We start from the raw sequence: 25,448 nt of genomic DNA on the forward strand, positions 1-25,448 counted from the left end.
ATAAAGAGCATCACATATGAAAAAACTCGCCGTTTCCCTCATCGCCTTGAGCCTTGGGGCATCCCTCTCATTACCCGTGTTGGCTGCCGATGAAGGCAAGGTGGTGATCGCCCACCGTGGCGCTTCCGGCTACCTGCCCGAGCATACTCTGGAGTCCAAGGCGCTGGCCTATGGCATGGGGGCTGACTATCTGGAGCAGGATCTGGTGATGACCAAGGATGACCAGCTGGTGGTGATGCACGATCACTTCCTCGATGGTATCACCGATGTGGCGGCGCGCTTCCCCGGCCGTGCCCGTCCGGACGGCCGTTACTATGTGGTGGATTTCACCCTGGATGAGGTGCGTTCCCTGCGCATGACCGAACCGTTCCAGCTGGTGGATGGCAAGCAGGTGCCGGTCTATCCGGCCCGCTTCCCGCTCTGGAAGTCAGACTTCAAGATCCACACCTTCCAGGAGGAGATCGAGATGATCCAGGGGCTCAACAAGAGCACCGGCAAGAACATCGGGATCTACCCGGAGATCAAGGCGCCCTGGCTGTTCCGTCACGAAGGCAAGGATATCTCCAAGGCGGTGCTGAAGGTGCTCAAGGAGTACGGCTACACCGGGAAGGATGACAAGGTCTATCTGCAGTGCTTCGATGCCGATGAACTCAAGCGCATCAACAGCGAGCTGATGCCCGCCATGGGTATGGATCTGAAACTGGTGCAACTGATGGCCGAGACCGACTGGAACGAGACCATGGTCTACGACGCCAAGGGCAAGGCGACCCCCTACAACTATGACTGGATGTTCAAGCCGGGAGCGATGAAAACCATCGCCAGCTATGCCGAAGGGATTGGCCCGTGGAAACCGATGATCGTCACCGAGCCGGGCACTTTGGGCAAGCCGGTCTTCACCGGCATGGTAAAAGAAGCCCACGCGGCGGGCCTGAAAGTTCACCCCTATACCTTCCGTCAGGATGAGGGGCAGATCCCGGCCTATGCCAAGGACTTCACCGATCTCCTTAACATCTTCCTCTATCAGGCCGATGTGGATGGGGTGTTCAGCGACTTCCCCGACAAGGCGGTGGCCGTCATCAAGGCCCATCAAGAGGCGGCCAAATAGCACTCTGGCGCCATTTGAATGCAAAGCGAGGCCAATTGGCCTCGCTTTTTGTTTCAGGTTCCCGCAACGGGAGTGTGCGCCCTGTCAGAAAATAGCCAGATCACGTCATGGTGTGCCGGATCTGCATCATTTTACGCAGTTTTTACGTAGCAGATCGCTGGCATGAAATCGGCAGAGCGGTTAGTCTAGCGGCGTTGAACCAACCCCATGAGGTACAGATGAAAACCGTATTGCGTTTTAGCCTGCTGGGCGCCTTGTTGCTGGGTGGCCATGCCTTTGCCGCCGAGCCGAAAAAATTTGATATCAGCATGTTCCCAGCCGCTGACGTGAATCAGGAACGTGTGGTGATCCGCCTGCCTGAAGTCGAGAAAGAAGCCGACATGATGGTCGAGCTGCAGGTCGGCAAAAAAATGATGGTTGATTGCAACGTACCGCGTTTTGCAGGCAACCTGGAACAGCACAGCGTCAAAGGCTGGGGCTACAACTACCTGAAACTGGGCAAGGTTTCCGACCCCATCAGCACCCTGATGATGTGCCCGGATAACCAGCAGAAAGAGACCTTCGTCCAGATCTACGGTCAGGGCTTCTTCGTGAACTACAACTCAAAACTGCCGTTCGTGATCTACGTGCCGCAGGAGTATGAAGTGCGCTACCGTTTGTGGCGTGCCGACAACCTGGCCCAACCGGCCATGATTGAGTAAGCATGTTTGAACCAAAGGTTCAGCTGGTTCACCTGATGTGATAAATAAAGCGCCGTATGGCGCTTTATTTTTGCCTGCACAGTCCAAAAAGTGACGTGCAAATTGGCTGCACGTTTACATAAGTTTATTATTTATCAACGTTTTTTGTGTGTTATGCCACAAAATCGGCGTCAACGATGGGGCAAAGTGACTTCGATAAAAGATATTTATTAACATAGTGAGAAAATTGATTTTGCACTCGGCGATGGCCTGATGATACTTGCCCGCAAAGGTCAAACTAACCAGAAAAAAGAGCACTATGAGCTTCGAATCAGACAAGCGTTTCAACGACTTCAAACATTTTCCCCGTGGCCTGCGTCGCAGTGGCGAATTCACTGTGGCCGAAGCGGACAGTCTGGAAAAGTATGGTACCGCCATGCTGGCACTCTACCAGGGCAACCTTGCACCCCGTGACGATGTCGAGTCCGCCTTCGTCGAACAGGTCAAATCCGGCGAAGCCGGTGCCAACCCCCATGCCAAGGTGTGGTTCAAATACCTCAAGGTGATCGGTCCCAAGCGCGTTCATCGCCTCTGCACCGTCGTTGGCGGCGCCAGCGAAGAGAGCAGCGGTGGCGGCAGCTTTGATGTCGGTGGTGGCAGCGGCGGTGGCAGTGACGAGTCCATCGATTAATGGATACCGAGCTGCTTCGGACCTTTATCGAGGTGAGCAAGACCCGGCACTTTGGCCGGGCTGCTGAAAATCTCTACCTGACCCAGTCGGCGGTGAGTTTCCGGATCCGCCAGCTAGAGCAGCAACTGGGTGTCAGTCTGTTTGCCCGTCATCGCAACAACATCCGCCTGACCGCCTCCGGTGAGCGTCTGCTGCCCTACGCAGACGCCATCTTGCACACCCTTGGTCGTGCCAAGCAGGATGTGGCGCTCTCGCCAGGATTCAGCCAGCAGTTGGCCATCGGCGCGCCCGCGGTGTTCTGGGAGCTCGATTTCAACGACTGGCTCAATCACATCTATGCATTGGCGCCCGGTTTGGCGGTGCGGCTGGAAACAGCCTCCCGCGAGCACCTCTGCCGCCAGTTGCTGGAGCGCTCCCTCGATCTGGCCCTGCTCTCCGAGCCCACCAAGATCGACGAGATTGCCCTGCATCCCATCGGTGAGCTGGTGTTCGAGCTGGTGAGCCGGGATCCGGCCGCCAATGCCGACAACCTGATGCAGATGCCGCACATCCACCTCGACTGGGGTACCAGCTTCGAGCCGCAACCCAGCCGCTTGCAGAGCCTGCAAAAGACCCCGGTGCTGCACTCCAGCTCCGCCAGCATGGCGTTGCAGTTCGTGCTGGCCAACGGTGGCGCTGCCTACCTGCCACGGCGGATGGTCAGCCCCTTCCTCGAGAAGGGGGTGCTCCATCTGGTGGAGGGGGGCCAGCCGCTGAGCCGTCCGCTCTATCTCGCCTATCTGGAGAAATCCGATCGCCGGGAGCTGATCGATCAGTTGCTGACCCTGCCACTGGGTTGGCACGACGCCGAGCTGCGTCTCAACGTCGAATAAGCGTCGAGTGTTATCCAAGAAAGAGCCCACCCCACGGTGGGCTCTTCTGTTTGGGGAAAATTGCAGGGAGCGAAGTCACGTAATTGGCGCGGGAGGCTTGGCGTCATCGGTCTGTAACGGTACCTTTTCAGGCTGTTTATCCGATTGAGCACTGACAGGGATGGATTGTAATTGATCGACTTTAGTCACCCCGAATGGCGGGCACTGGCGCAGCAGTTGCTGAGCCACTCACCTGTGGTGATCCGTGGCCGCCAGTGGCAACCGCTGGTGGGCCTGCTCAAGGATAACCAGCTGCTGCTCGCCCATGGCAGCCACAGCTATGAGCTCACCCCGGCCGGGCGGCGCTATCTCACCCGCGAGCTGATGCTGGCCGAGATCGCCACCGCTCCTCCCGAGCCCGAGGAGTGGTTGCATGCTCAGGGCTGGCAATTGGGGGAGCAGATCAACGAACGGGTGCTGGCGGCGCTCTATCGCAAGAGCGAGGTGAACTTCACCCCCAACGAGCAGATCGATTTCGAGGACAAGGGGATCCGGCTCTGCGCCGATCAGCTGTTGCGCTTGCGCGCAGCCCAGCCGTTCAGCCTCTTTTTTAGCGGCGGCACCCTGATCGACGCAGGCCCTTGGTTGCAGGCGCTGGGGGAGGTGGCCCTGCCCGAGCGCACCCTGGCGGGTCTTGGCAAGATCCTGTGGGGGGAGGGGAGTATCGAGCGGGTGATCACCACAGACAGCGTCGGCGCCTTTGCCGAGATGCCCCTTGATGCTGGCACCTTGCTGGTGTGGGCTCCCCCATCGGCTCCTCTGGCCTTGCAGCAGGTGGTGGCCGCCTTGCCCCCCAATGTGCTGTGGAGTCATCTCACCGCCCTCGACCCTGCCGGGGTGGATCGGCTGCAGGCGCTGGCCCAGCGCTTGGGTCGTCCGGCCAGCTGGTGGCTGCCCCGTGATCTGGCCCCCATTCTCAGTGCGTATGCCCAACCTTTGACCGAGGCTAGGCCGTGGGAACCGAGCCGGATCCCCAAGTCATTGTTAGCAGTTTGTAGCGGTTTGGTTGAGTCCAATGGTGGCTTGTCGGCCGAGGTGTGCGCACTGGCGCCAGCGTGGCATGCCGTTGGTTGAAATTGGTCTGAAAGCGAGCCAAAAAGCGGTTTTCCCTCATTGAACGCGGTGATATAAAGAGTTGACGAAGCGCTCGCCAGATGAGCGCTTTTGTTTATCAAGCCGCTTTGCCACCCAACGAACTCAACGGAATACAGGGAATACCATGTTTGAAAAGGTTGTTGCCGCCCCAGCGGATCCGATCCTGGGCCTGACCGAAGCCTTCCGCGCTGACTCTCGCAGCCACAAGATCAATCTGGGCGTAGGGATCTACAAGGACGAGTCCGGTGCCACCCCCATTCTTCACTGTGTCAAGAAAGCCGAGCAGAAGCTGCTGACCGACGAGAAGACCAAGAACTACCTCGGTATTGAAGGCAATATCGAATATGGCCGCATCGTGCAGCAACTGCTGTTCGGGCAGCACTCTGCGCTGGTTGCCAGTGGCCGTGCCAAGACAGCCCAAGCGCCGGGCGGTACCGGTGCCCTGCGTATCGCGGCCGAATTCGTGGTGCGCAACGGTCTGGCCAAGACCATCTGGATTTCCGATCCCACCTGGGCCAACCACGTCAGCGTGTTCCAGGCCGCGGGCCTGACCGTCAAGTGGTACAAGTACTACGACGCCGCCACCAAGGGACTCGACTTTGCCGCTATGCAGGCCTCGCTGGCCGAAGTGCAGCCGGGTGAGCTGGTGCTGCTGCACGGTTGCTGCCACAACCCGACCGGTATCGACCCCACTAGCGATCAGTGGCGCGCACTGGCCAAGCAGAGTGCGGCCGCCGGCTGGTTGCCGCTGTTTGACTTTGCCTATCAGGGTTTTGCCCGTGGTATCGAAGAGGATGCCGAAGGTCTGCGCATCTTCGCCGAGTGCCATGACGAGCTGCTGGTGGCGAGCTCTTTCTCCAAGAACTTCGGCCTCTATAACGAGCGGGTCGGCGCCTTCACGCTGGTCAGCGCGACCAAGGAGATCGCCGATGTGGCCTTCACTCAGGTCAAGACCGTGATCCGTGCCAACTACTCCAACCCGCCGTCACACGGTGCCGCTGTGGTCACCGCCGTGGTGAGCGATCCGGCTCTCTATGCCGAGTGGGTCGAAGAAGTGGCCGCCATGCGGGTGCGTATTCGCGAGATGCGCGAATTGCTGGTAGAGAAGCTGGCTGCCCTCGGCGTGAGCCAGGATTTCAGCTTTATCCGCGAGCAGAACGGCATGTTCTCCTTCTCCGGCCTCACCAAGGATCAGGTGGAGCGCCTCAAGAGCGAATTTGCCATCTACATCGTCGGCTCAGGCCGGATCAGCGTCGCCGGTATTACCCGCGCCAATATCGATCCCCTGTGCGAGGCCATTGCCAAGGTGCTGTAATCGCATCGCCTGATGCTCTGGCACTATGCAGCACTATGCCATGAAAAAGCCCGTCACCTTGGTGACGGGCTTTTTTGATCGCCAACGGCTGATCGTCAAACGATGGGAAGGTGGGCTCACTGGTGGCGGGCACCTTGCCACAGTTTGCGCAGTTGCAGCAGCAGCGCGGTCAGGGCGCCGCCGCTCAGGGCGGTGAGTACCGCCAGCAGCAGGCTGCCGAGCAGGAAGGGGGGCACCAGGGTCGCAGCCTCCTGCTCCAGCCAGTGGAGGGTCCAGTTGAGGTGGAAAGGCTCCGGCGTCTGGTGCAGTACCAGACAACCGGTGCGATAGGCGTAGAGATACATGAACGGCAAAGTCAGCGGATTGTTGAACCAGACCGCCAGCAGCGCCAGCGGCAGGTTGAGGCTGAATGCCAGCGCCAGACCGACTGCGATGAGCGAGTGCATCGGGATGGGGAACCAGCAGGCGAAGATCCCGGCCGCCACCGCGCCGCTCAGGGCGCGGGTGCCCCCTTGCCAGAGGGCAGGGGCAAGCAGTCGCTCACCAAACAGGGCAAACCACTTCTGCTGGCGCAGGGTATCGGGATCGAGCTTGAAGCGGGCAAACCAGCGACTCAGCATGGGCGGGCCATCTTGCGTTTTTGCCACTGGCGCACCGTGCTGATCCGCCAGAAGGTACGGATCAGGGTGTAGCCGATAAGGGAACTGAGCAGGGCCAGGATCAGCGAGCCCAGCAACAGCGGCGGTGCCACTGTGCCCAGTACCGAGACCAGCCACTCCCAGGTGAACTCAATCTCTATCTGCTGCGCCGAATGTCCCAGCAACTGGCAACCTACCAGATAGGCGCCATAGAGCAGGGGCGGCATGGTAAAGGGGTTGGAGAGCCAGACCAGCGCCACCGAGAGCGGCAGATTGACCCGGCACAGGATGGCGCCACCGGCGGCCAGCAGCATCTGGCAGGGGAGCGGCACCCAGGCCATGAAGAGGCCCACCGCAAATGCCCCGGCAGCCGAGCGGCGGTTGAGGTGCCAGAGGTTGGCATCGAGCAGCAGTTTGCCGAACAGCCGCAGGTGCTTGTGTTCTTTCAGGGTTTGCTGATCGGGCATCCAGCGTTTAATGAGTCGTTTGGGCATATTGAAACCTTGCTAAATACTTGCTCCATGGATCTACGTCTGTTGTCGTTTGCCCTGGGGGCAAGCTCCTCACTGCTCTGGCCATGGTTACCTTCACTCGCATGGGGGGGCCTGTTGCTGTCTCTGCTGATCCCCCTTGCATATTGCCGTGCCTGGCGGTGGCTGTTTCTCCTGCTCGGCATCCTCTGGATGCAGGCCAATCTTGCCTATCGGCTGGCCTGGCTGGAGCGGTTGGGCGATCAGACGAGCCACATGATAACCGCAGAGCTGCAAAGTGCAGAGCCCGAGGGGGATAAATTTGTCCGGCTGCTGCTGCGGGTGAGCACCCTCGACGAGCAACCGGTGACACCTGAGCCCCTGATCCGGGTCAATGCCTATCAGGCATTGCCCGCCATGACAGTAGGCAGCCGGATCACCCTGGTGACCTCGTTGAAACCGGCTCACGGTCTGGCCAACGAGGCGGGGCTGGATGGGCGGCGTCTGCTGCTGGGCAAGGGGATCACCGCCACCGGCAATCTGCGTCGGGTGATAGATATTCAACAGGCACCTGCGGGTTGGCGTGAACGCTGGTTGGGGGCCGCGACCGAGAGTTGGCGTCCGCTTGACTATGCCCCCTTGCTGGCGGCGCTCACTTTTGGCGAGCAGAGCGGCATCACAGATGCCCAGTGGGAGCTGTTTCGCGGCAGCGGCCTGACCCATATCATCGCCATTTCAGGGCAGCACATTGCGCTGGTGGCGGTGCTCGGGTGGTGGCTGGGCAGGCTGTTTGGTCTGCGTGGCGCCATCATCACCTCTCTGCTGTTTGCCGCTGTCTACAGCGCGTTGGCCGGGTTTGCGGTGGCGACCGAGCGGGCTCTGATCATGGTGCTGGTGTGGAGTGTGCTGCACTGGAGCCGGCGGGAGTGGCCGGCCTGGCGCATCTGGCTGTGGGCCTTTGTGGTATTGACCCTCTGGGATCCCTTCGCCCTCTATTCGGCCGGCTTCTGGCTCTCGTTTCTGGCGGTGGCCATCTTGCTGCTGGTGGGATATGTCCACGACAAGCCGGGGCTCTGGCAGATCCAGCTCTGGCTGCTGCTCGGTCTGCTGCCGCTGCAACTGGCGTTGTTCGAGGGGATAGCGCCCCTTGCCATGGTGATCAACCTGTTGGCGGTGCCGCTCTTTTGTATCGCCATCATCCCGCTGGCCCTGATCGGTGTGCTGCTGGCGCCTCTATCCACCTCGCTTGCCTACGGCCTGTTCTGGCTGGCGGATCTGGGGCTCGGGTGGGTGTTGACGATCCTGAACTGGCTGGCCGATCAACTGCAACTGTGGTGGCCACTGCCCGGCTGGTGGCTGCCGCTCTGCTCCCTGCTGTTGCTGCTCTGGTTCGCCGCGCAGTGGCGCCCGGCACGCTGGCTCTGGCTACCGGGTCTGTGTGCGCTGTTATTGGCGCTCTGGCCAACGCCTGTCCGCTGGCAACTGCGGGTGCTGGACGTGGGGCAAGGGCTAGCGGTGCTGATCAGCAAGGGGGAGCGAGCCATCCTCTATGACACCGGCGATCGTTATCCCGGAGGCTACAACATGGCGGACGCTGTGATCCTGCCCCAGCTGAGCCATCTGGGGATCCGGGTCATCGATCGCCTCATCATCAGCCACAAGGATCGGGACCATGCCGGCAATCGCAAGCGACTGCTCAGCGCCATGCCGGTGCGCCACGAGTTCTCCTCTTACCCCTTCAGTGAGGGAACAACGCTCTGCCAGCGTGGGCAACAGTGGCGCTGGCAGGGGCTCTCGTTTGCAGTGCTCTGGCCCGAGCGCCCCGGTGGCGGGCGCAATAACGATGGCTGCGTGGTGCGTATCAGCGATGGGCAGCGCAGCGTGCTGCTGAGCGCAGATATCGAGCGGCAAGCCGAGCAGCGGCTGGTGGCGCTGGAGGGGGAGGGGTTGGCCAGCACCTTGCTGGTGAGCCCCCATCATGGTAGTCGCACCTCCTCCACGCCCCCGTTTGTTGCGGCGGTAGCGGCGCAGGAGGTGATCCACAGCGCCGGCTTTATGAATCAGTGGGGCTTTCCCCGTCCCGATGTAGTGGCCCGCTATCGGGATGCCCGCCAGTGGATCACCGGTCAGCAAGGGGCGATGCTGGTCAAACCCACCGCAGCGGGCTTGAGCGTCACTGCCGAGCGAGATCTGGGGCCCTGGTACCGGCGCAGTGGCGAGTGGTGGCGACCGCGCGTGTGGTTTGAGCAATAATCGGCCATTTCTGCCGTGTAGGAATGCGATATAGGTGGCGGCGCTTGGTGTAAGCCTGCGCTTTGGCTAGAATAGCCCGTCATTTCCATTACTAACGGCTATTCATGCAACAAGAAACCTCACAAGAGAGCTGGCCAGTATTCAAACGCCTGCTCGGTTATGTCCGTGATCGCAAGCTGGGCCTGGTCGGTGGCATCATCGGGATGCTGGGCTACGCCGCCGTGGATACCACCTTTGTCTACTCCATCAAGCCGCTGATCGATCAGGGCATCAATGGCAACGACAGCACCGTTCTGAAATGGATGCCCTTCTTCGTCCTCGGCATCGTGGCCCTGCGCGGTGTCGCCAACTTTCTCTCCAACTACTGCATGGCCTGGGTTGGCAACCACGTCGTGATGCGTCTGCAACAGCAGGTGTTCAATCACATGGTGGCAATGCCGATGAGCTTCTTCGACCGTCAGAACACTGGTCATCTGCTCTCCAAGGTGACCTATGACGCCAGTCAGGTCTCCTCGGCGGCGAGCACCACGCTAGTGACCCTGGTGCGGGAAGGGGCGACCGTGGTCGGTCTGCTCGGCCTGATGTTCTGGCACTCTTGGCAGTTGTCGGTGATTTTCCTGGTGGTTGGCCCGCTGGTGGGCATCATCATCGGCCTTATCAGCCGCCGTTTCCGCCAGATCAGCCGTCACATTCAGCAGGCGGTGGGGGATATCACCACCTCCACCGAGCAGATGCTCAAAGGGCACAAAGAGGTGCTGATGTTTGGTGGCCAGAAGGTTGAAGAGAAACGCTTCTTCCAGGTCAGCAACAACATGCGCCAGCAGACCATGAAAATGGTCGCCGCCGATGCCATCGGCAGTCCTGTTGTGCAAATGGTGGCGTCCATCGCGCTGGCGGCCTTCCTCTACGTCGCGACCATCGACAGCGTCAAGTCAACTCTGACTGCCGGTACGTTTACCGTCATGATCACCTCCATGATGATGTTGCTCAAGCCGCTGAAAAGCCTGACCGACGTCAACAACCAGTTCCAGCGCGCCATCACCGCCTGCCACAGCCTGTTTGGCCTGCTCGACACCGAGCCGGAGCAGGATACCGGCACCCGCACTCTGGAGCGTGCCCGCGGCGAGATCGAGTTTCGCAACGTCACCTTCACCTACCCGACCAAGGACACCCCGGCGCTGCACAACGTCAGCTTCAAGGTGGAGGCGGGTAAATCAGTGGCGCTGGTGGGCCGTTCCGGTTCTGGCAAGAGTACCATTGCCAGCCTGCTGACCCGCTTCTACGACATCGATCAGGGCGAGATCCTGCTGGACGGCATCAACATTCGCGAATACAAGTTGAGCGAGCTGCGCAAGCAGTACGCGCTGGTCTCCCAGCATGTTCACCTGTTCAATGATTCGGTGGCCAACAACATCGCCTACGCCGCAGAAGACAAATACAGCCGCGACCAGATCGTGCAGGCCGCCCGTATCGCTCACGCCGACGAGTTTGTCAGCAAGATGAGCAACGGGTATGACACTGTGGTTGGCGAAAACGGTGCATCCCTCTCTGGTGGTCAGCGCCAGCGTGTTGCCATTGCGCGCGCTCTGCTGCGCGATGCGCCGGTTCTGCTGCTGGATGAGGCCACCTCGGCCCTCGATACCGAGTCCGAGCGCCACATTCAGGCGGCCATCGACGAGCTTTGCAAGGCGCGTACCTCGCTGGTGATCGCCCACCGTCTCTCCACCATCGAGAAGGCAGACGAGATCCTGGTGATCGACGAAGGCCATATCGTCGAGCGCGGGAACCACGAAGCACTGATGGAGCAGCGCGGCACTTATGCCCAGCTGCGCGCCATTCAGTTTGGCAACGCGGGAAGCAAGGCCTGATGCTGGAACGGCTCTGGTATCGCAAAAGTGGCTGGCGCTGGTTGCTGGCCCCCTTTGCCCTGCTGTTTGCCATCATCAGCGGCACCCGCCGCTACGCCTATCGTCACGGCTGGTGCAAGGGGTATCGCTCCTCCTTGCCGGTGATCGTGGTGGGCAATATTTCGGTGGGGGGTAACGGCAAGACGCCGGTGGTGGTCTGGCTGGTGGAGCAGTTGCAAGCCCGCGGCTATCGCCCCGGGGTGGTGAGCCGTGGTTATGGTGGCAAGGCGCCCCATTACCCCTATCGGCTGGATGAGACCAGCACCACGGCGCAGGCCGGAGATGAGCCTGTGCTGATTGCCCGGCGCTGCGGCTGCCCCGTGGTGGTTGCTCCGAAACGGGCCGACGCGGTACGACTGCTGGAGCAGAGCGGTGAGGTGGATATCATCATCACCGACGATGGTCTGCAGCACTATGCGCTGGCCCGCGACATCGAGTTGGTGGTGGTAGATGGGATGCGCCGTTTCGGCAACGCCTGCTTGCTGCCGATGGGGCCGCTGCGCGAGCCGGTCACTCGCCTCAAACGGGTGGACGCCATCATCTGCAACGGCGGCGAGCCGGGCAAGGGGGAGTACCCCATGCAACTGGTCGCCGATGCGCCGCGTCGGGTATGCGACGATGCCCCGCTGGCTGCCCCCTTGTCGGGGCCGGTCGATGCGCTGGCGGGGATCGGTCATCCTCCCCGCTTCTTTGCCACCCTGGAAGGGCTCGGCTACCCGCTGGATCAGCAGGCCGCCTACGGCGATCATCACCCCTTCGATCGGGATGAGCTGGTTGGCCGCTTTGCCAGCAAGCCGCTGCTGATGACCGAGAAGGATGCGGTCAAGTGTCGTCCGTTTGCCCTCGCAAACTGGTGGTATCTGCCGGTCAGTGCCGAGTTGCCCGCTTCCCTGCTCGATGCCCTGCTGCACAAGCTGGGGGTGAAGGCAAAGGGCGCGACCAGGGCGCAAGATTAATCTCTCTTGCCTGAGCGGGGGAGAAGTGGACCAATAGCGGTCCCGTATGGAATATCTGGTTGCTCGACATCCATCGCTGGCGTGATGAAGCCGCCAGCGCGACATCGTGAAGGAGTATCGTTTTGGCTTTGGACATCAAGTTGCTCGACATCATCGCCTGCCCGGTCTGCAAGGGTAAGCTGCATTACAACAAAGCAGTTCATGAGTTGGTCTGCCGCTTCGACAAGCTGGCCTATCCGCTGGAAGAGGGGATCCCGGTACTACTGGAGAACCGTGCCCGTCCGCTCAACAGCGATGAGCTGCCGTCATGAGTTTCGTCGTCGTCATTCCTGCTCGCTATGCGTCAACTCGTCTGCCGGGCAAGCCGCTGGCGGATATCCATGGTAAACCCATGGTGCAGTACGTGGTGGAGAAAGCCCTGCAATCAGGTGCCGATCGGGTGATCGTTGCCACCGATGACGAGCGGGTACAGCAGGCACTGCAGAGCACCGGCGTCGAGGTGTGCATGACCTCACCGGATCACCAGTCCGGCACCGAGCGTCTGGCCGAGGTGTGCCGTCACTACGGCTTTGCCGCCGATACCATCATCGTCAATGTGCAGGGGGATGAGCCGCTCATTCCGCCCGCCATCATTCGTCAGGTAGCGGATAATCTGGCCGCCGCCACGGCGCCGATGGCGACCCTGTCGGTGCCGATCCAGGATGCCGAAGAGGCGTTCAACCCGAACGCAGTGAAAGTGGTGACTGACAAGGATGGCTACGCCCTCTACTTCAGTCGCGCCAGCATTCCCTGGGATCGGGATCGCTTTGCCAACAGTCACGAGCAGATTGGTGACCACTACCAGCGTCATATCGGTATCTACGCCTATCGCGCCGGCTTTATCCAGCGTTACGTAGACTGGGCACCGAGCGTGCTGGAGCAGGTCGAGGCACTGGAGCAACTGCGGGTGCTCTGGTACGGGGAGAAGATCCATGTCGCCCAGGCCCTTGAAGCGCCGCCGGTCGGGGTGGATACCCAGGCCGATCTGGAGAAGGTGCGCGCCTTTTTGGCCAAGTGATGGCCACAGCACTAACGTCATGAAAAACGGTGTCGCAAGGCACCGTTTTTTGTTTTGAAATTTTATATAATTATTTGATTTTAAACGCTAAACATGGGTTTTCTCAAACTTTTGGCGTGCATGGTTTGCCAAAGCGACGAGTTTGGTTATGATGCAAGACGCCCTGTTAACCCTAACCGGGCGGCTAAAACGAGATAAAACGGGGTGTTTGGGTGATAAATGTATTCCTGGTCGATGATCATGAGCTGGTGCGTACAGGGATAAGACGCATTCTTGAAGATGTGCGCGGGATCAAGGTGGTGGGTGAGGCACAGAGCGGCGAGACCGCAGTTACGTTCTGTCGCCAACACCATCCGGACGTGATCCTGATGGACATGAACATGCCGGGTATTGGTGGTCTGGAAGCGACCCGCAAAATTCTGCGGATCCGCCCCGATGTGCGCATCATAGTGCTGACCATTCATTCAGAAAATCCGTTCCCCACCAAGGTGATGCAGGCCGGCGCCGCCGGTTACCTGACCAAGGGGGCAGCCCCCGACGAGATGATCCAGGCGATCCGGTTGGTGCACTCCGGTCAGCGCTACATCTCCCCGGAGATTGCCCAGCAGATGGCCCTCAGCCAGTTTGCCTCCGCTGACGAGAATCCCTTCAAGTCCCTCTCCGAGCGCGAGCTGCAGATCATGATGATGATCACCAAGGGGCAGAAGGTGACTGATATCTCCGAGCAGCTCAACCTGAGCCCGAAGACGGTCAACAGCTACCGCTATCGGCTGTTCAGCAAGCTGGGGATCAACGGTGACGTGGAACTGACCCATCTGGCCATTCGCTATGGCATGCTGGATGCCGATACCCTCTAATCGGGTGGCGTGTGGTCACAAAGGCGGCGCGTGCCGCCTTTTTGCTTTTCTGCCCTTTTGCTTTTCAGGCGGCGGGGGCAGTATGCTCTGCCCGTCAATTTTTGCCTTTGTGTGAGCCGAGTAGCTGATGATCCTCTCTCCCGAACCTCTCTTCGACAGCAAGGCGTTTCTGAGCGCCGTCACCCATCAAAGTGGCGTCTACCGCATGTATGACAGCGGTGGCACCGTGATCTACGTGGGCAAGGCCAAGGATCTGAAAAAGCGGCTCGCCTCCTACTTTCGCACCAACGTCGACAGCATCAAGACTCGCACCCTGGTGCGACAGATCGCCGATATCCAGGTCACCGTCACCCACACCGAGACTGAGGCGCTGATCCTCGAGCACAACCTGATCAAGCAGTACCAGCCCCGTTACAACGTGCTGCTGCGGGACGACAAATCCTACCCCTGGATCATCATCACCGCGCACCAGCATCCACGCATCGGCGTCCATCGCGGTGCCCGCAAGGTGAAGGGGGAGTACTTCGGCCCGTACCCCTCTGGCGGCGCGGTGCGCGAGAGTTTGCATCTGATGCAGAAAATATTTCCGGTGCGTCAGTGCGAAGATGCGGTCTATGCCAACCGCACCCGTCCCTGCCTGCTCTACCAGCTCAAGCGTTGCGCTGGCCCTTGTGTTCCTAGACTGGTGAGCGAAGCCGAATATGCCCAGCAGGTGGAGCTGGCCAAGCTGTTTCTGGCGGGCAAGAACCAGCAGGTGATTGGCGAGCTGGTTGGCAAGATGGAGTCTGCCAGCGGCGATCTGCGCTTTGAAGAGGCGGCCCGCTATCGGGATCAGATCCTGGCGCTGCGCCGGGTCACCGAACAGCAGTCGGTGAGCGGCAACGTACTGGACGAGCTGGATGTGGTGGGGGTCGCCTTCCAGCAAGGTGCGGCCTGCATTCACGTGCTCTTTATCCGTCAGGGCAAGGTGCTCGGCTCGCGCAGCTACTTCCCGAAAGTGCCGGCTGACACCCCGCTTGACGAGGTGGTGCAATCCTTCCTGCTGCAGTTCTATCTGTCGGGGCAGGGGGGGCGGCAGATCCCGAGCGAGGTGCTGCTCGATGTGGCCCTTGAGGACGAAAGCGTCATCGCCGAGACTCTGAGCCAGACCGCAGGCTACAAGGTGCGGGTGGTGAGCCGTACCCGCGCCGAGCGGGCCCGCTTTATCAAGCTCGCCTCTATCAACGCCGAGACGGCGCTGCGCTCGCGGCTGGCTCACAAGAGCACCATCACCGCCCGCTACGACCAGCTGGAAGAGCTGCTGGAGCTGGAGCGCCCCATCGCCCGCATGGAGTGTTTCGATATCTCCCACACCATGGGGGAGCGCACCGTGGCCTCTTGCGTGGTGTTCAACCGGGAGGGGCCGCTCTCATCGGAATATCGTCGTTTCAATATCGACGGTATCACTGGCGGTGATGACTACGCGGCGATGGAGCAAGCGCTGGAGCGCCGCTTTGGCAAGCAGCAGGAGCCGGACAAGGTGCCGGACGTGCTGTTTATTGACGGTGGCCTCGGTCAGTTGCGCCGCGCCGAAGAGATCCTGGCCCGTCAGCTGGAGTTTCTCGGCGGTAAATATCCGCTGCTGGTGGGGATTGCCAAGGGGGTCACCCGCAAGGCGGGGTTGGAAACTCTCATCATGGGGGAGAGCCACGAAGAACTGCATTTGCCGGCAGATATGCCCGCTTTGCACCTTATTCAGCATATTCGCGATGAATCCCACCGTTTTGCCATTACTGGCCATCGGGCCAGACGGGCCAAGGCCCGCACCAGCAGCACGCTGGAGGATATTCCGGGGGTGGGGCCAAAGCGGCGGCAGGCGCTGCTCAAATATCTGGGCGGCCTGCAGGAGGTCAAAAAGGCGAGCGTGGATGAACTGGCCAAGGTACCCGGCATCAGTCAGGAGCTGGCCCAGACCATCCACGATGGCTTGCACAGCGCCTGAGCAGGGTTAGCAGCATGGCAAAATCGCTAACTCCTTGATGCACAAGAGCCGTGACGCGGGGGGGCCGTAAATGCCATAATGGCCCTCGCATTTTGAGAAGATTGATGGATTAAAAAGACCAAGACGGGCGCCAGTGCGGTTGCATCGCAAATCGGCTTTGGCGCACTATGTAGCGACGTACAAGAAGTGGCTGAAAATAATGACAAATATACCTAACCTGTTGACGTTTTTCCGGATTTTGCTCATTCCCGTCTTCGTCATCCTGTTCTATCTGCCTTATCAATGGTCCTATCTGGCTGCCGCCATCATCTTTATTCTGGCCGCTGCCACCGACTGGTTTGATGGCTATCTGGCTCGCAAGCTCAATCAGTCCACCGCCTTTGGCGCCTTCCTTGACCCGGTTGCCGACAAGATCATGGTCGCCGCCGCACTGGTGGTTATCGTCGAACACTACAACACCATCTGGGTGACCATCCCCGCCATGACCATGATTGGCCGCGAGATCATCATCTCCGCCCTGCGTGAGTGGATGGCTGAGCTCGGCAAACGCTCCTCGGTGGCGGTCAGCTGGATTGGCAAGTGGAAGACCATGATCCAGATGGTGTCGCTCACCGGTCTTATCTGGCAATACAACGTCTGGATGGTATGGCTCGCCTATGTGATGCTCTATGTCGCCACCGTGCTCACCTTCTGGTCGATGTTCCAGTACATGAAGGCGGCCTGGGGCGATTTGACCCACCACGCCAACCTGTGAGTCACTTGCGCCGCAAGGTGAGGTTTCCGCTGATTTGAGGCAGGAAACGGCCAAAGGCGCTAAAACTGTTCAAAAAGGGCAAAAAATGCCCGAACGATCAGGTAATTAAATATTTCTGGTTGACTGGGCGAGGAACATCGCTAGAATGCGTCCTCGTAGTCAGGCAGTCAGCCAGACCAATGCGGGAATAGCTCAGTTGGTAGAGCACGACCTTGCCAAGGTCGGGGTCGCGAGTTCGAGTCTCGTTTCCCGCTCCAAATTCAGACAATAGAGAGCCAACTCTCTTTTGCATGGCGCGTTAGCAAAGCGGTTATGCAGCGGATTGCAAATCCGTTTAGTCCGGTTCGACTCCGGAACGTGCCTCCATATTGACAAGCCCGCCACGCGAGCTTGATACCGATTGCGGTGCCCGAGTGGTGAAATCGGTAGACACAAGGGATTTAAAATCCCTCGACGTTCGCGTCGTGCCGGTTCGATTCCGGCCTCGGGCACCATTAAAATCAAAGAGTTACAGAAGGCCACTAGATATAGTGGCCTTTTCTTTTGCCTAAATGGCGCCAAAGTGGCGACAGCGCTTTTTTAAGTGGTTCACCCTTCCTGTCATGTGGAGTAACAGGATCTTCTTGTAGGATGCAGCTCTGCCTGACGGCGCACTTCATGCGGCGACTTTCCCTGGCCATGTTTCGGTGTGCTGTCAGACAGAAATGAGAATGGCCCCACATTGTGGGGCCATTCTCGGATCCAGTTATCACTCCTGCGTTTCTTCTAGCTGCACGTCGATATTCTTCTTCTGGGTGGCATCGCCGTTGGTGAACGATGTTATCGTCTGCTCGTTTTGGACCATGCACACCTGTATTCCGTTGCGTAGTCTACAGACCAAGGCATAAGCCTGTAATCAGAACCGGTACTCGATATGGAAGGTATGGCTGTCCAGCCCCGGGTTCTTGTCATACATATAGGCGTTGGACATGTGCTCATACTGATAGCCGATCAGCCAATTCTTGGTGATGGCGTAACCGAGGCCGATACCCAGAGTGAACTGGAAGGGGCCGCCGTAATCCTTGTAGCCGTGGCCGCGGGTACCAAATTGATGCTGATTGAGCCAGACCATTTCGCCGGGGAGCCAGGTCACCCAGTTACCCCATTGGCATTCGATACGGGCGCCGCCCCCCAGTCTGGCGGTCTCTTCATCTTCTACCTTGAGCGTACCGGCACGTACCCCCAGCCCAAATTGACAGCCTGAGTCTCCCCAGCGCCAGAACATGTGGTGGAACTTGGCGTCGGCGATGTTGATGTCGAGCTTTTCATTGCTGAAGGCCTTGCCAAGCTGCAGTACCACGACATTGTCATTTGCCATTGCAGACGGACTGGCCAGCAGTGCTGTCAGCAGGCCGATCCTTGATAGAGTGTTAGCGTCCATGCCCCCTCCCGATCCTTGTTGTCATCCTGGTGATCCTGTTGATCACCCTTCAGGCATAGTCAATCGACGCGCTCCCTGTCAATGCATGGTCACTCGGTAAAAAATTAAATATTTATGAAAAATCAACTATCTGTGATGGTCTGATGTGATTTGGCGGGCGCGACTGCGGGAGATGAAAAAGCCCTTCACCATGGTGAAGGGCTTTTTGCTATCTGGCGTTACCCGCCCGGTTTGGCGTGCAGGCTCAGTAGCCCTGCTGGTGCACGTCCATCACGGCGCGGCCGGAGGGATCTGCCATCTCCTTGAACTTGGCATCCCACTCCAGCGCGGTGGGGGTGGAGCAGGCGACCGACTTGCCGTAGGGCACGGTACGGGCGGCGGCTTCCAGCGGGAAGTGCTCGTCGAAGATGGCGCGGTAGAAGTAGGCCTCCTTGGTGAGCGGGGTGTTGATGGGGAAGCGGAATGCGGCCGCCTCGAACATCTGATCCGTCACCTCTTGTTCTACCATGGCTTTTAGGCTGTCGATCCACGAATAACCCACGCCGTCGGAGAACTGCTCCTTCTGACGCCATGCCACTTCGTGGGGCAGCAGATCTTCGAACGCTTCGCGCAGGATGTGCTTCTCGATCTTGCCCTTGCCGCACATCTTGTCGGCAGGTTGCAAACGCATCGCCACGTCCATGAACTCCTTGTCGAGGAAGGGCACGCGACCCTCCACCCCCCAGGCGGCCATCGATTTGTTGGCGCGCAGGCAGTCATAGAGGTGCAAAGAGGCGAGCTTGCGCACGTTCTCTTCGTGGAACTCGCGGGCGTTGGGCGCCTTGTGGAAGTAGAGATAGCCACCGAACAGCTCGTCTGAGCCTTCGCCGGAGAGCACCATCTTGATCCCCATCGCCTTGATGTAGCGGGCCATCAGATACATGGGCGTGGAGGCGCGGATGGTGGTGACGTCATAGGTTTCGAGGTGATAGATGACGTCCCGCAGGGCATCCAGACCCTCCTGCACGGTGAAGTGGATCTGGTGGTGGATGGTGCCGAGGTGATCGGCCACTTTACGGGCGGCGGCGAGATCCGGCGACCCTTCCAGACCGACGGCAAAGGAGTGCAGTTGCGGCCACCAGGCTTCGCTCTTGCCATCGTCCTCGATGCGGCGCGCCGCATAGAGCTTGGTAATGGCGGAGATGACGGAGGAGTCCAGCCCACCTGAGAGCAGCACGCCATAAGGCACGTCACACATCAGCTGGCGTTTGACCGCGGCTTCCAGCGCGGCTTTCAGCTCGGCCTTGTCGCTGACGTTGTGCTCGACCGCGCTGTATTCCATCCAGTCGCGCTTGTACCACTGTTTTAGCTCGCCATCCTTGCTCCAGAGGTAGTGTCCCGGCGGGAAGGTTTCGACGCTCTTGCAGACCGGCACCAGCGCCTTCATCTCGGAGGCGACATAGAAGTTGCCGTGCTCGTCGCGGCCGGTATAGAGGGGGATGATTCCCATGTGGTCGCGACCAATCAGGTAGGCATCCTGTTCGGCGTCATAAAGAATGAAGGCAAAGATGCCGTTGAGATCGTCGAGAAACGCCGGGCCCTTCTCCTTGTAGAGGGCCAGCAGCACTTCACAGTCGGATTTGGTCTGGAACTGGAAGTCGACCTTGAGGGTTTTCTCCAGCTCTTTGTGGTTGTAGATCTCGCCGTTGACCGCCAGCACATGGGTGCGTTCGGGGTTGTAGAGCGGCTGGGCGCCATTGCCCGGGTCGACGATGGCCAGACGCTCATGCACCAGAATGGCTTTGTCTGAGCTGTAGACGCCGGACCAGTCAGGCCCGCGGTGACGCAGTCGCTTGGACATCTCCAGCGCCGATTTGCGCAGGGCAACTGCATCGGACTTGATATCCAGAATGCCGAAAATTGAACACATTGGCGGTAATCCTCTTGATTTTTATATGAGCCCCCCACGTTTGGGCTCGAAATTCCATTTACATTCCTCGTCAGACACAATGCCTAGCGGAAAAACCTTTTGCAAGCGGGAAAACCGCTGAAAATCATGCCGTAAGCGTCAAGCGGATCAACAGAATAATGGCTGCGGCAACGGGGCAGGGTGACGTGAACGTCAAGCCGAGGCGGGTTCGAAGATCACATAGACCTTGCGACAGGGGGTGAGGGTCTCCCACTCGCCGACAAAGCCTGCCGGAATCACGAATTGATCGCCGGGTTTGAGGGCCAGCTGGCCGCCCTCACTGTCGTGGATCACCACATCCCCCTCCAGCAGCTGGCAATACTCGTGCTCGGTGTAGTGAATGGTCCAGCGGCCGGGCTCGCAGCTCCAGAAGCCCACGTGAAACTGCTGGCTTGGGTCGGAGTAGTGGTTCCACACCGTTTGCGCCGGGTTGCCCGCTTTAATGCGCTCGGGGGCTGGCATCAGCGGGGTAGGGGCCGCCTCATGGCGATCGAGCAAAATCCAGTCGTTGAGGGTCTTCATGGTGCCTCCCTGGCAATGGGGATATGAAAACGGGGCCATCCAGGCCCCGCGTTTGTTCGTTTTATTAAACGAGGTTGTGCATAACTTAAACGATGTGCATTCCCTTGCCAAGAGCCGCAGCCCGACGACTCAAAGTGGCTGCAAGCGGCGGATCACATGACGGGCAAAGCCGCTGCCCGCTTCGTTGTAGACGTTGAACACCGCATCCACCCCCTGCTCCTGCAAGGAGGCGATATCATCCTCGAAGCGGACGATGGCGGCTATCTTGCCGTTGAACCCGTGGCTGCGCAGCTTCTCGATGGCGTAGAGATTCCCCGAGTGATGGGGCATCGCCAGCAGCACCAGATTGACCTGATTGGAGAGCAGCACCTTGTCCCAGAAGTCGGTATCGGTGGCATCCCCCTCGATGACGTTCATCCCCTGGGCGCGCAGGGTGGGCAGCTTCTCGCTGTCGTTCTCCACCCCGAGGATGACGTTGCCGTACTTGTTCTCCAGCTCGAAGTAGGCTCCCTGACCGATCCGCCCCATACCGAGGATGATCACCCCGGCATCGCCAAGCTCTATGGGTCTGTCTTCCGGATGGAGGTTGCTCGCCTGCAATCCCCGCAGCCAGTGGCCGATGCGGTGGTAAATGCGCTCGCTCTGGGCATTGAGGGGAGCGGAGATCATAAAGCTGGCCGCCAGTGCCAGCGAGACCGCCACCAGCCACTCGTGGGAGAGCCAGCCTGCCTTGGCGGCGATGGCGGCGACGATCAGGCCAAACTCCGAGAAGTTGGTGAGCGCCAGGGTCGAGAGCAGGGCGGTACGCACCCGCAGGTGAGCGCCGCTGTAGACCAGATAGTAGAGGACACTTTTGAGCGGCAGGGCCAGCACCAGCGCCAGTGCCAGCAACATGGTGTCGTGGGTCGGCAGGCCGTTGAGGCCGATGGTGAGAAAAAAGCAGACCAGAAAGAGGTCTTTGAGGTTGAAGAGCGCCTTGGCCAATCCCGCCGCAGCCGGATGAGAGGCGAGCAGCATGCCGATGATCAGCGCCCCCAGATCCGGCTTGAGGCCGACCACTTCAAAACCGGCGGCCCCGACCACCAGCGCCAGAAACACCCCGAACAGCACCTGCAATTCGCCGTGCCCGGCACGCTCCAGTAGCTTGAACAGCAGCGGGCGCAGCAACGGCAGCCCCAGCACCCAGAGTGCCCAGATACTGGGCCACTTGCCGCTGGAAAACGCCAGAAACGCCACCGCGAACACATCCTGCATGACCAGCACCCCGATGGCGAGGCGGGCGTAGAGGGCATTCATGTCGCTGCGATCTTCCAGCACCTTGACCGCGAAGACGGTGCTGGAGAAGGAGAGGGCAAAGCCCAGCAGCAGCGCCAGCTTCCAGTCCAGCGACAGGGCAAGTTCAAGCCCCAGTCCCTTGCAGACCAGCAGCACCACGGTAAAGAGCAGGGTGGAGAGCAGCAGATGCAGGCTGGTGGTGCCCCACACATCGCGCCGCATCAGGGTTTTGATATTGAGCTTGAGGCCGATGGTGAACAGCAGCAGGGTGACGCCGAGATCGGCTACCTCGCTGAGGGCGGGAGTATTTTCATATCCCATGCCGTTAAGGATAAAACCGGCGGCCAGAAAGCCGAGCAGGGGGGGCAGGCCAATCAGATTGACTACCATGCCGCAACCAAAAGCCACGGCGATCAGAATGGGTTCCATAACAGATCCTGCAAGGGCAGGAGAGACCTGCCCTGTTTAACGCTTGGGTGGTGATTAGACTATATCGATGTCGACCACGGAGTCGAAAATATGGTTCGGGCGAAACGGCATGCGGTCGATATCGGCGACCTTGCTCACCCCGGAGAGCACCAGCACCGTCTCGAGACCGGCCTGAAAGCCCGCCAGAATGTCGGTGCGCAGGTTGTCGCCGATGATGATGGTGTCGTCGGAGTGGGCCTCCATCCGGTTGAGCGCCGCACGGATGATCCAGGCGCTCGGCTTGCCGACATAGAACGGCTTCTTGCCGGTCATTCGCTCGATGGGGGCGCACAGGGCGCCGCAGGCCGGGTGCATCATGGGGCCGTGGGTGTCGGGGTTGGTGGCGATAAAGCGGGCTCCCTGATCGACGAACTTGGCCCCCTGTTGCATCATGGTCCAGTTGTAGTTGCGGGTCTCGCCCACCACCACGAAGTCCGGGTCGATATCGGTGATGGTGAAACCGGCCTTGTAGAGCTCGTGGGTCAGCGCCCCTTCACCGATCACATAGGCCTTCTTGCCATCCTGACGCTTGAGGAAGTCGGCGGTGCCCATGGCGGAGGTATAGAAGCACTCCTCCGGCACTTCGATACCTGCGGAACGGAAGCGGTTTTGCAGATCTTTCTGGGTCTGGGCTGGGTAGTTGGTGAGGAACAAGAGCTTGCTGCCCTGCTCCAGCAGGCGATGGACGAAACGGTCGGCACCGGGGATGAGATCGTTGTTGTGCAGGATGACACCGTCGATATCGCAGATGACGTTCTTCTTCATGAAAACTCCTTGTCAGGGCGCAGGCGAGCCGCCAATCGTTAAGATGTTCAATCATTTATGATTTTTGTGACGCCATTATAAGTCTGTTTGATGACAAGTCTCCCCTGTCTCGTCACTTCGGTGCACAATAAAGCTGCCGTCGGGTCAGTCTGGTGGAGGGGCTGACGCCGGATCACTTTGCTGATGGAGCCGTTGCCATGGACACCCCGATTCCCAAGCCAGTCACCCCCGAACACCTCACCGCCGCGCAATTTATCGCCGGACTGCCGAAACTGGAGCTGCACCTGCATATCGAGGGCAGCCTCGAACCCGAGCTGATGTTTGAGCTGGGCCGCCGCAACGGTGTGCCACTGCCCTGGCCCGACGTGGCCAGCGTGCGCGCCGCCTATGACTTTGACTGCCTGCAATCCTTTCTCGACCTCTACTATCGCGGCGCCAGCGTGCTGGTGACCGAGCAGGACTTCTTCGACCTCACCTGGGCCTATCTTGAGCTGTGCGCCGCCGACAAGGTGGTGCATGTGGAGATCTTCTTCGACCCGCAGACCCACACTGCCCGCGGTATCTCCTTTGCTACCGTGCTCGGCGGCATCGAGCGGGCGCTGCAGCGCGGGGAGCAGGAGTTTGGCATCAGCTGGCGGCTGATCATGAGCTTTTTGCGCCACCTGAGCGAGGATGAAGCGTTCGTTACGTTGGAAGAGGCTATGCCCTTCCTGTCACGGATTCACGGCATCGGCCTCGACTCCGGGGAGAGGGGCAATCCGCCCACTAAATTTGCCCGGGTCTTTGCCAAATGCCGCGAGCTGGGGCTGCCGGTAGTGGCTCACGCCGGTGAAGAGGGGCCTGCCGACTACATCTGGCAGGCGATCAACGAGCTGCAGGTATGCCGCATCGATCACGGAGTGCGTTCGGCAGACGATCCCGAGCTGCTGCGCTATCTGGCGGATACCCGGCTGCCGCTCACCGTCTGCCCCCTCTCCAACACCCGGCTCAAGGTGTTCGGCAATATGGCCCAGCACAATGTGTTGCGGCTGCTGGAGCAGGGGCTTTGCGTCACCATAAACTCGGACGACCCTGCCTACTTTGGCGGCTATATGAATGCCAACTTTGTGGCGCTGGCCGATGGCCTTGGCGCGACCATGAGCCAGCTCTGCCGCTTGTCGCTCAATGCGGTGGAGGCGAGCTGGCTCTCTCTGGCCGACAAGGCGCGGCTGACCCGGGAGATCCGCAGTTATGCCGCAACTCACGGGGTGAGCCTGTATTGAGTCAGGCGCCAATGAAGTCGAGATGACATGCACTATATAAAGAGAGGCCCGCCATCACTGGCGGGCCTCTTTCGTTTCAATGGTCGGTGTGGTTATCAGGGAAGGTCAGCGTTATGCCACTCGCACCAGAAACTTCTCGCCCTGTCCTTCGCGCTTGAAGCGCTCGAGCAGGGTGGGCAGCGCCTCGAAATCGCCGACCATCAGCGGCGGCAGGGTCAGCTCGCCGCTCGCCATCTGCTCCATCATGGCGACACCGGCGGCCACCAGTCGGCTCCACTGTTTGTCCGAGCCAAAGGCGTGTTGGGCACCCAGTGCAATCTCGTGCAACGAATGGCAATGGGCAAAGGCGGGCAGCGGATTGTGCGGGATACGCCCGAGCACAGTCACCATGTGACCGTAGTAGCCCAGCGCGGGCAGCAAGCTCTCTGCCTGCTGGCTGGAGACCAGATCGATGATCCCCTCAAACGGCTCGTTGCCGTTGGCGGCCTGCAGGGTGGCCAGCCAGTCGGGATCCCGATAATCGGCTACACCCTGCACACCGATCTGTTTGAGCCACTGATGGTGGCGTGGACTGGCGCTGGCAAAGACCCGCGCTCCTTGCTGGAGGGCGAGCTGCATCACAAAGCGGCCGACGCTGCTGCCAGCACCTGTGATGAGCAGCGCTTCCCCGTGCAGGCGCGGCAGCTTGGCCAGCGCCTGCCAGGCGGTGAGGCCGGGACAGGGCAGGGCGGCGGCCGCCTCGTCACTCAGGGCATCGGGCACCGGCAGCAGGGCGCGGGCCGGTACCCGGGTGTGGCGGGCAAAGCTGCCGTGGTGGCGCAGGTCGGTGTGATAGGCGACCCGGGCGCCGAGACGCAGATGGCTGACGTTGGCGCCGAGGGCCACGATAGTGCCCATGCCATCGACGCCGGGCACCTGACCATCCTGCCAGTTGGAGTGGCCATATTCGATCAGCTTCCAGTCCACCGGATTGAAGGCGATGACCCGGTTTGCCACCAGCACCTCGTCAGGGGCGAGCGGTGCCAAGGGCAGATCGGCGAGGGTAAGCTGGGTCGGTTCACCGGGGGCATGCCAGCACCAGGCTTGGGTGTGATTCATGATGACTCCTTGTGAAAGCG

23 protein-coding genes and 3 tRNA genes are annotated in these 25,448 nt (G+C 60.0%); 18 read left to right on the plus strand and 8 right to left on the minus strand.

All coding sequences use genetic code 11. The features are described 5' to 3' along the window. Nucleotides 1-16: 16 nt before the first annotated feature. The 6 genes from glpQ to OKB77_RS04225 all read left to right on the plus strand — a co-directional run bounded on the left by glpQ (nucleotide 17) and on the right by OKB77_RS04225 (nucleotide 5,797). A complete protein-coding gene (glpQ, locus tag OKB77_RS04200; RefSeq protein ID WP_005337531.1) occupies nucleotides 17-1,105 on the plus strand; it encodes a glycerophosphodiester phosphodiesterase in 1,089 nt (362 codons plus the stop codon). A 218-nt stretch (nucleotides 1,106-1,323) separates the two neighbouring features. After that, nucleotides 1,324-1,806, plus strand: coding sequence for a serine protease inhibitor ecotin (eco, locus tag OKB77_RS04205; RefSeq protein ID WP_005337529.1), 483 nt, complete (start codon nucleotides 1,324-1,326; stop codon nucleotides 1,804-1,806). A gap of 298 nt (nucleotides 1,807-2,104) precedes the next feature. After that, nucleotides 2,105-2,476 (plus strand): DUF413 domain-containing protein, encoded by a 372-nt coding sequence (locus OKB77_RS04210; RefSeq protein WP_005350885.1) that lies wholly within the window; start codon nucleotides 2,105-2,107, stop codon nucleotides 2,474-2,476. After that, on the plus strand, nucleotides 2,476-3,348 hold the full coding sequence (gene hdfR, locus OKB77_RS04215) for an HTH-type transcriptional regulator HdfR (protein WP_270816978.1): 873 nt from the start codon (nucleotides 2,476-2,478) through the stop codon (nucleotides 3,346-3,348). Before OKB77_RS04210 ends, hdfR begins: the two co-directional genes overlap by 1 nt. A 171-nt stretch (nucleotides 3,349-3,519) precedes the next feature. After that, nucleotides 3,520-4,461, plus strand: coding sequence for a hypothetical protein (locus OKB77_RS04220; RefSeq protein ID WP_162518375.1), 942 nt, complete (start codon nucleotides 3,520-3,522; stop codon nucleotides 4,459-4,461). A gap of 145 nt (nucleotides 4,462-4,606) precedes the next feature. Then, nucleotides 4,607-5,797 (plus strand): amino acid aminotransferase, encoded by a 1,191-nt coding sequence (locus OKB77_RS04225; protein ID WP_005350888.1) that lies wholly within the window; start codon nucleotides 4,607-4,609, stop codon nucleotides 5,795-5,797. A gap of 116 nt (nucleotides 5,798-5,913) precedes the next feature. Here OKB77_RS04225 and OKB77_RS04230 read toward each other — a convergent pair whose 3' ends face one another. Both OKB77_RS04230 and OKB77_RS04235 read right to left on the minus strand, forming a co-directional pair. Next, the gene (locus tag OKB77_RS04230; RefSeq protein WP_139741415.1) at nucleotides 5,914-6,417 is read right to left on the minus strand and encodes a DUF2062 domain-containing protein; all 504 of its coding nucleotides are present in this window, start codon (nucleotides 6,415-6,417) and stop codon (nucleotides 5,914-5,916) included. Beyond that, entirely contained in the window at nucleotides 6,411-6,929 is a 519-nt protein-coding gene (locus tag OKB77_RS04235) for a DUF2062 domain-containing protein (RefSeq protein WP_005350890.1), read from the minus strand. The genes OKB77_RS04230 and OKB77_RS04235 overlap by 7 nt, the downstream gene beginning before the upstream one ends. A gap of 27 nt (nucleotides 6,930-6,956) precedes the next feature. Here OKB77_RS04235 and OKB77_RS04240 point away from each other — a divergent pair, with 27 nt between their 5' ends. From OKB77_RS04240 to OKB77_RS04290, 11 genes are all read left to right on the plus strand, one after another. Beyond that, the gene (locus OKB77_RS04240; protein ID WP_270816979.1) at nucleotides 6,957-9,158 is read left to right on the plus strand and encodes a DNA internalization-related competence protein ComEC/Rec2; all 2,202 of its coding nucleotides are present in this window, start codon (nucleotides 6,957-6,959) and stop codon (nucleotides 9,156-9,158) included. Between the two features lie 104 nt (nucleotides 9,159-9,262). Then, nucleotides 9,263-11,026, plus strand: a complete 1,764-nt coding sequence (gene msbA, locus OKB77_RS04245) for a lipid A ABC transporter ATP-binding protein/permease MsbA (RefSeq protein WP_005350892.1) — start codon at nucleotides 9,263-9,265, stop codon at nucleotides 11,024-11,026. After that, nucleotides 11,026-12,021 (plus strand): tetraacyldisaccharide 4'-kinase, encoded by a 996-nt coding sequence (gene lpxK, locus OKB77_RS04250; protein WP_199416060.1) that lies wholly within the window; start codon nucleotides 11,026-11,028, stop codon nucleotides 12,019-12,021. Before msbA ends, lpxK begins: the two co-directional genes overlap by 1 nt. A gap of 122 nt (nucleotides 12,022-12,143) precedes the next feature. Next, nucleotides 12,144-12,332, plus strand: coding sequence for a Trm112 family protein (locus tag OKB77_RS04255; protein ID WP_005347033.1), 189 nt, complete (start codon nucleotides 12,144-12,146; stop codon nucleotides 12,330-12,332). Beyond that, complete coding sequence (gene kdsB / locus OKB77_RS04260; RefSeq protein ID WP_199416059.1) at nucleotides 12,329-13,078, plus strand: 3-deoxy-manno-octulosonate cytidylyltransferase; 750 nt, start codon at nucleotides 12,329-12,331, stop codon at nucleotides 13,076-13,078. Before OKB77_RS04255 ends, kdsB begins: the two co-directional genes overlap by 4 nt. Before the next feature lie 212 nt (nucleotides 13,079-13,290). Continuing rightward, nucleotides 13,291-13,935, plus strand: a complete 645-nt coding sequence (gene uvrY, locus OKB77_RS04265) for a UvrY/SirA/GacA family response regulator transcription factor (protein ID WP_005337448.1) — start codon at nucleotides 13,291-13,293, stop codon at nucleotides 13,933-13,935. Between the two features lie 127 nt (nucleotides 13,936-14,062). Then, a complete protein-coding gene (uvrC, locus tag OKB77_RS04270; protein WP_270816980.1) occupies nucleotides 14,063-15,916 on the plus strand; it encodes an excinuclease ABC subunit UvrC in 1,854 nt (617 codons plus the stop codon). A gap of 199 nt (nucleotides 15,917-16,115) precedes the next feature. Then, complete coding sequence (gene pgsA, locus OKB77_RS04275) at nucleotides 16,116-16,670, plus strand: CDP-diacylglycerol--glycerol-3-phosphate 3-phosphatidyltransferase (RefSeq protein ID WP_031227442.1); 555 nt, start codon at nucleotides 16,116-16,118, stop codon at nucleotides 16,668-16,670. 181 nt (nucleotides 16,671-16,851) lie between these two features. Beyond that, nucleotides 16,852-16,927: transfer RNA gene (locus OKB77_RS04280), tRNA-Gly, on the plus strand. 35 nt (nucleotides 16,928-16,962) lie between these two features. Next, nucleotides 16,963-17,036, plus strand: a tRNA-Cys gene (locus OKB77_RS04285). A gap of 41 nt (nucleotides 17,037-17,077) precedes the next feature. Further along, nucleotides 17,078-17,164, plus strand: a tRNA-Leu gene (locus OKB77_RS04290). Nucleotides 17,165-17,565: 401 nt separating this feature from the next. On the opposite strand, the gene OKB77_RS04295 is transcribed toward OKB77_RS04290, so the two are convergent. From OKB77_RS04295 to OKB77_RS04315, 5 genes are all read right to left on the minus strand, one after another. Beyond that, nucleotides 17,566-18,090 (minus strand): acyloxyacyl hydrolase, encoded by a 525-nt coding sequence (locus OKB77_RS04295; RefSeq protein WP_150388906.1) that lies wholly within the window; start codon nucleotides 18,088-18,090, stop codon nucleotides 17,566-17,568. Nucleotides 18,091-18,334: 244 nt separating this feature from the next. Then, entirely contained in the window at nucleotides 18,335-19,999 is a 1,665-nt protein-coding gene (asnB, locus tag OKB77_RS04300; RefSeq protein WP_005361356.1) for an asparagine synthase B, read from the minus strand. A 192-nt stretch (nucleotides 20,000-20,191) separates the two neighbouring features. After that, nucleotides 20,192-20,560 carry a cupin domain-containing protein gene (locus OKB77_RS04305; protein WP_064338224.1) on the minus strand — a complete coding sequence of 123 codons (369 nt, stop codon included), beginning with the start codon at nucleotides 20,558-20,560 and terminating at the stop codon, nucleotides 20,192-20,194. 129 nt (nucleotides 20,561-20,689) lie between these two features. Continuing rightward, nucleotides 20,690-22,264 (minus strand): cation:proton antiporter family protein, encoded by a 1,575-nt coding sequence (locus tag OKB77_RS04310; RefSeq protein ID WP_150388907.1) that lies wholly within the window; start codon nucleotides 22,262-22,264, stop codon nucleotides 20,690-20,692. 54 nt (nucleotides 22,265-22,318) lie between these two features. Beyond that, nucleotides 22,319-23,068 (minus strand): HAD-IIA family hydrolase, encoded by a 750-nt coding sequence (locus OKB77_RS04315; RefSeq protein ID WP_005337281.1) that lies wholly within the window; start codon nucleotides 23,066-23,068, stop codon nucleotides 22,319-22,321. Nucleotides 23,069-23,265: 197 nt separating this feature from the next. On the opposite strand from OKB77_RS04315, the gene OKB77_RS04320 reads away from it, so the two are divergent. Continuing rightward, on the plus strand, nucleotides 23,266-24,330 hold the full coding sequence (locus tag OKB77_RS04320; protein ID WP_111900573.1) for an adenosine deaminase: 1,065 nt from the start codon (nucleotides 23,266-23,268) through the stop codon (nucleotides 24,328-24,330). Nucleotides 24,331-24,441: 111 nt separating this feature from the next. Here the strand turns inward: OKB77_RS04320 and OKB77_RS04325 are convergent, their stop codons facing one another. Then, a complete protein-coding gene (locus OKB77_RS04325) occupies nucleotides 24,442-25,428 on the minus strand; it encodes a zinc-binding dehydrogenase (protein WP_111900572.1) in 987 nt (328 codons plus the stop codon). Between the last annotated feature and the right edge of the window lie 20 nt (nucleotides 25,429-25,448).

Origin of the sequence: Aeromonas sp. Y318-3, assembly GCF_027706185.1 — a bacterium.
In the GTDB taxonomy this organism is placed as follows: domain Bacteria; phylum Pseudomonadota; class Gammaproteobacteria; order Enterobacterales; family Aeromonadaceae; genus Aeromonas; species Aeromonas veronii.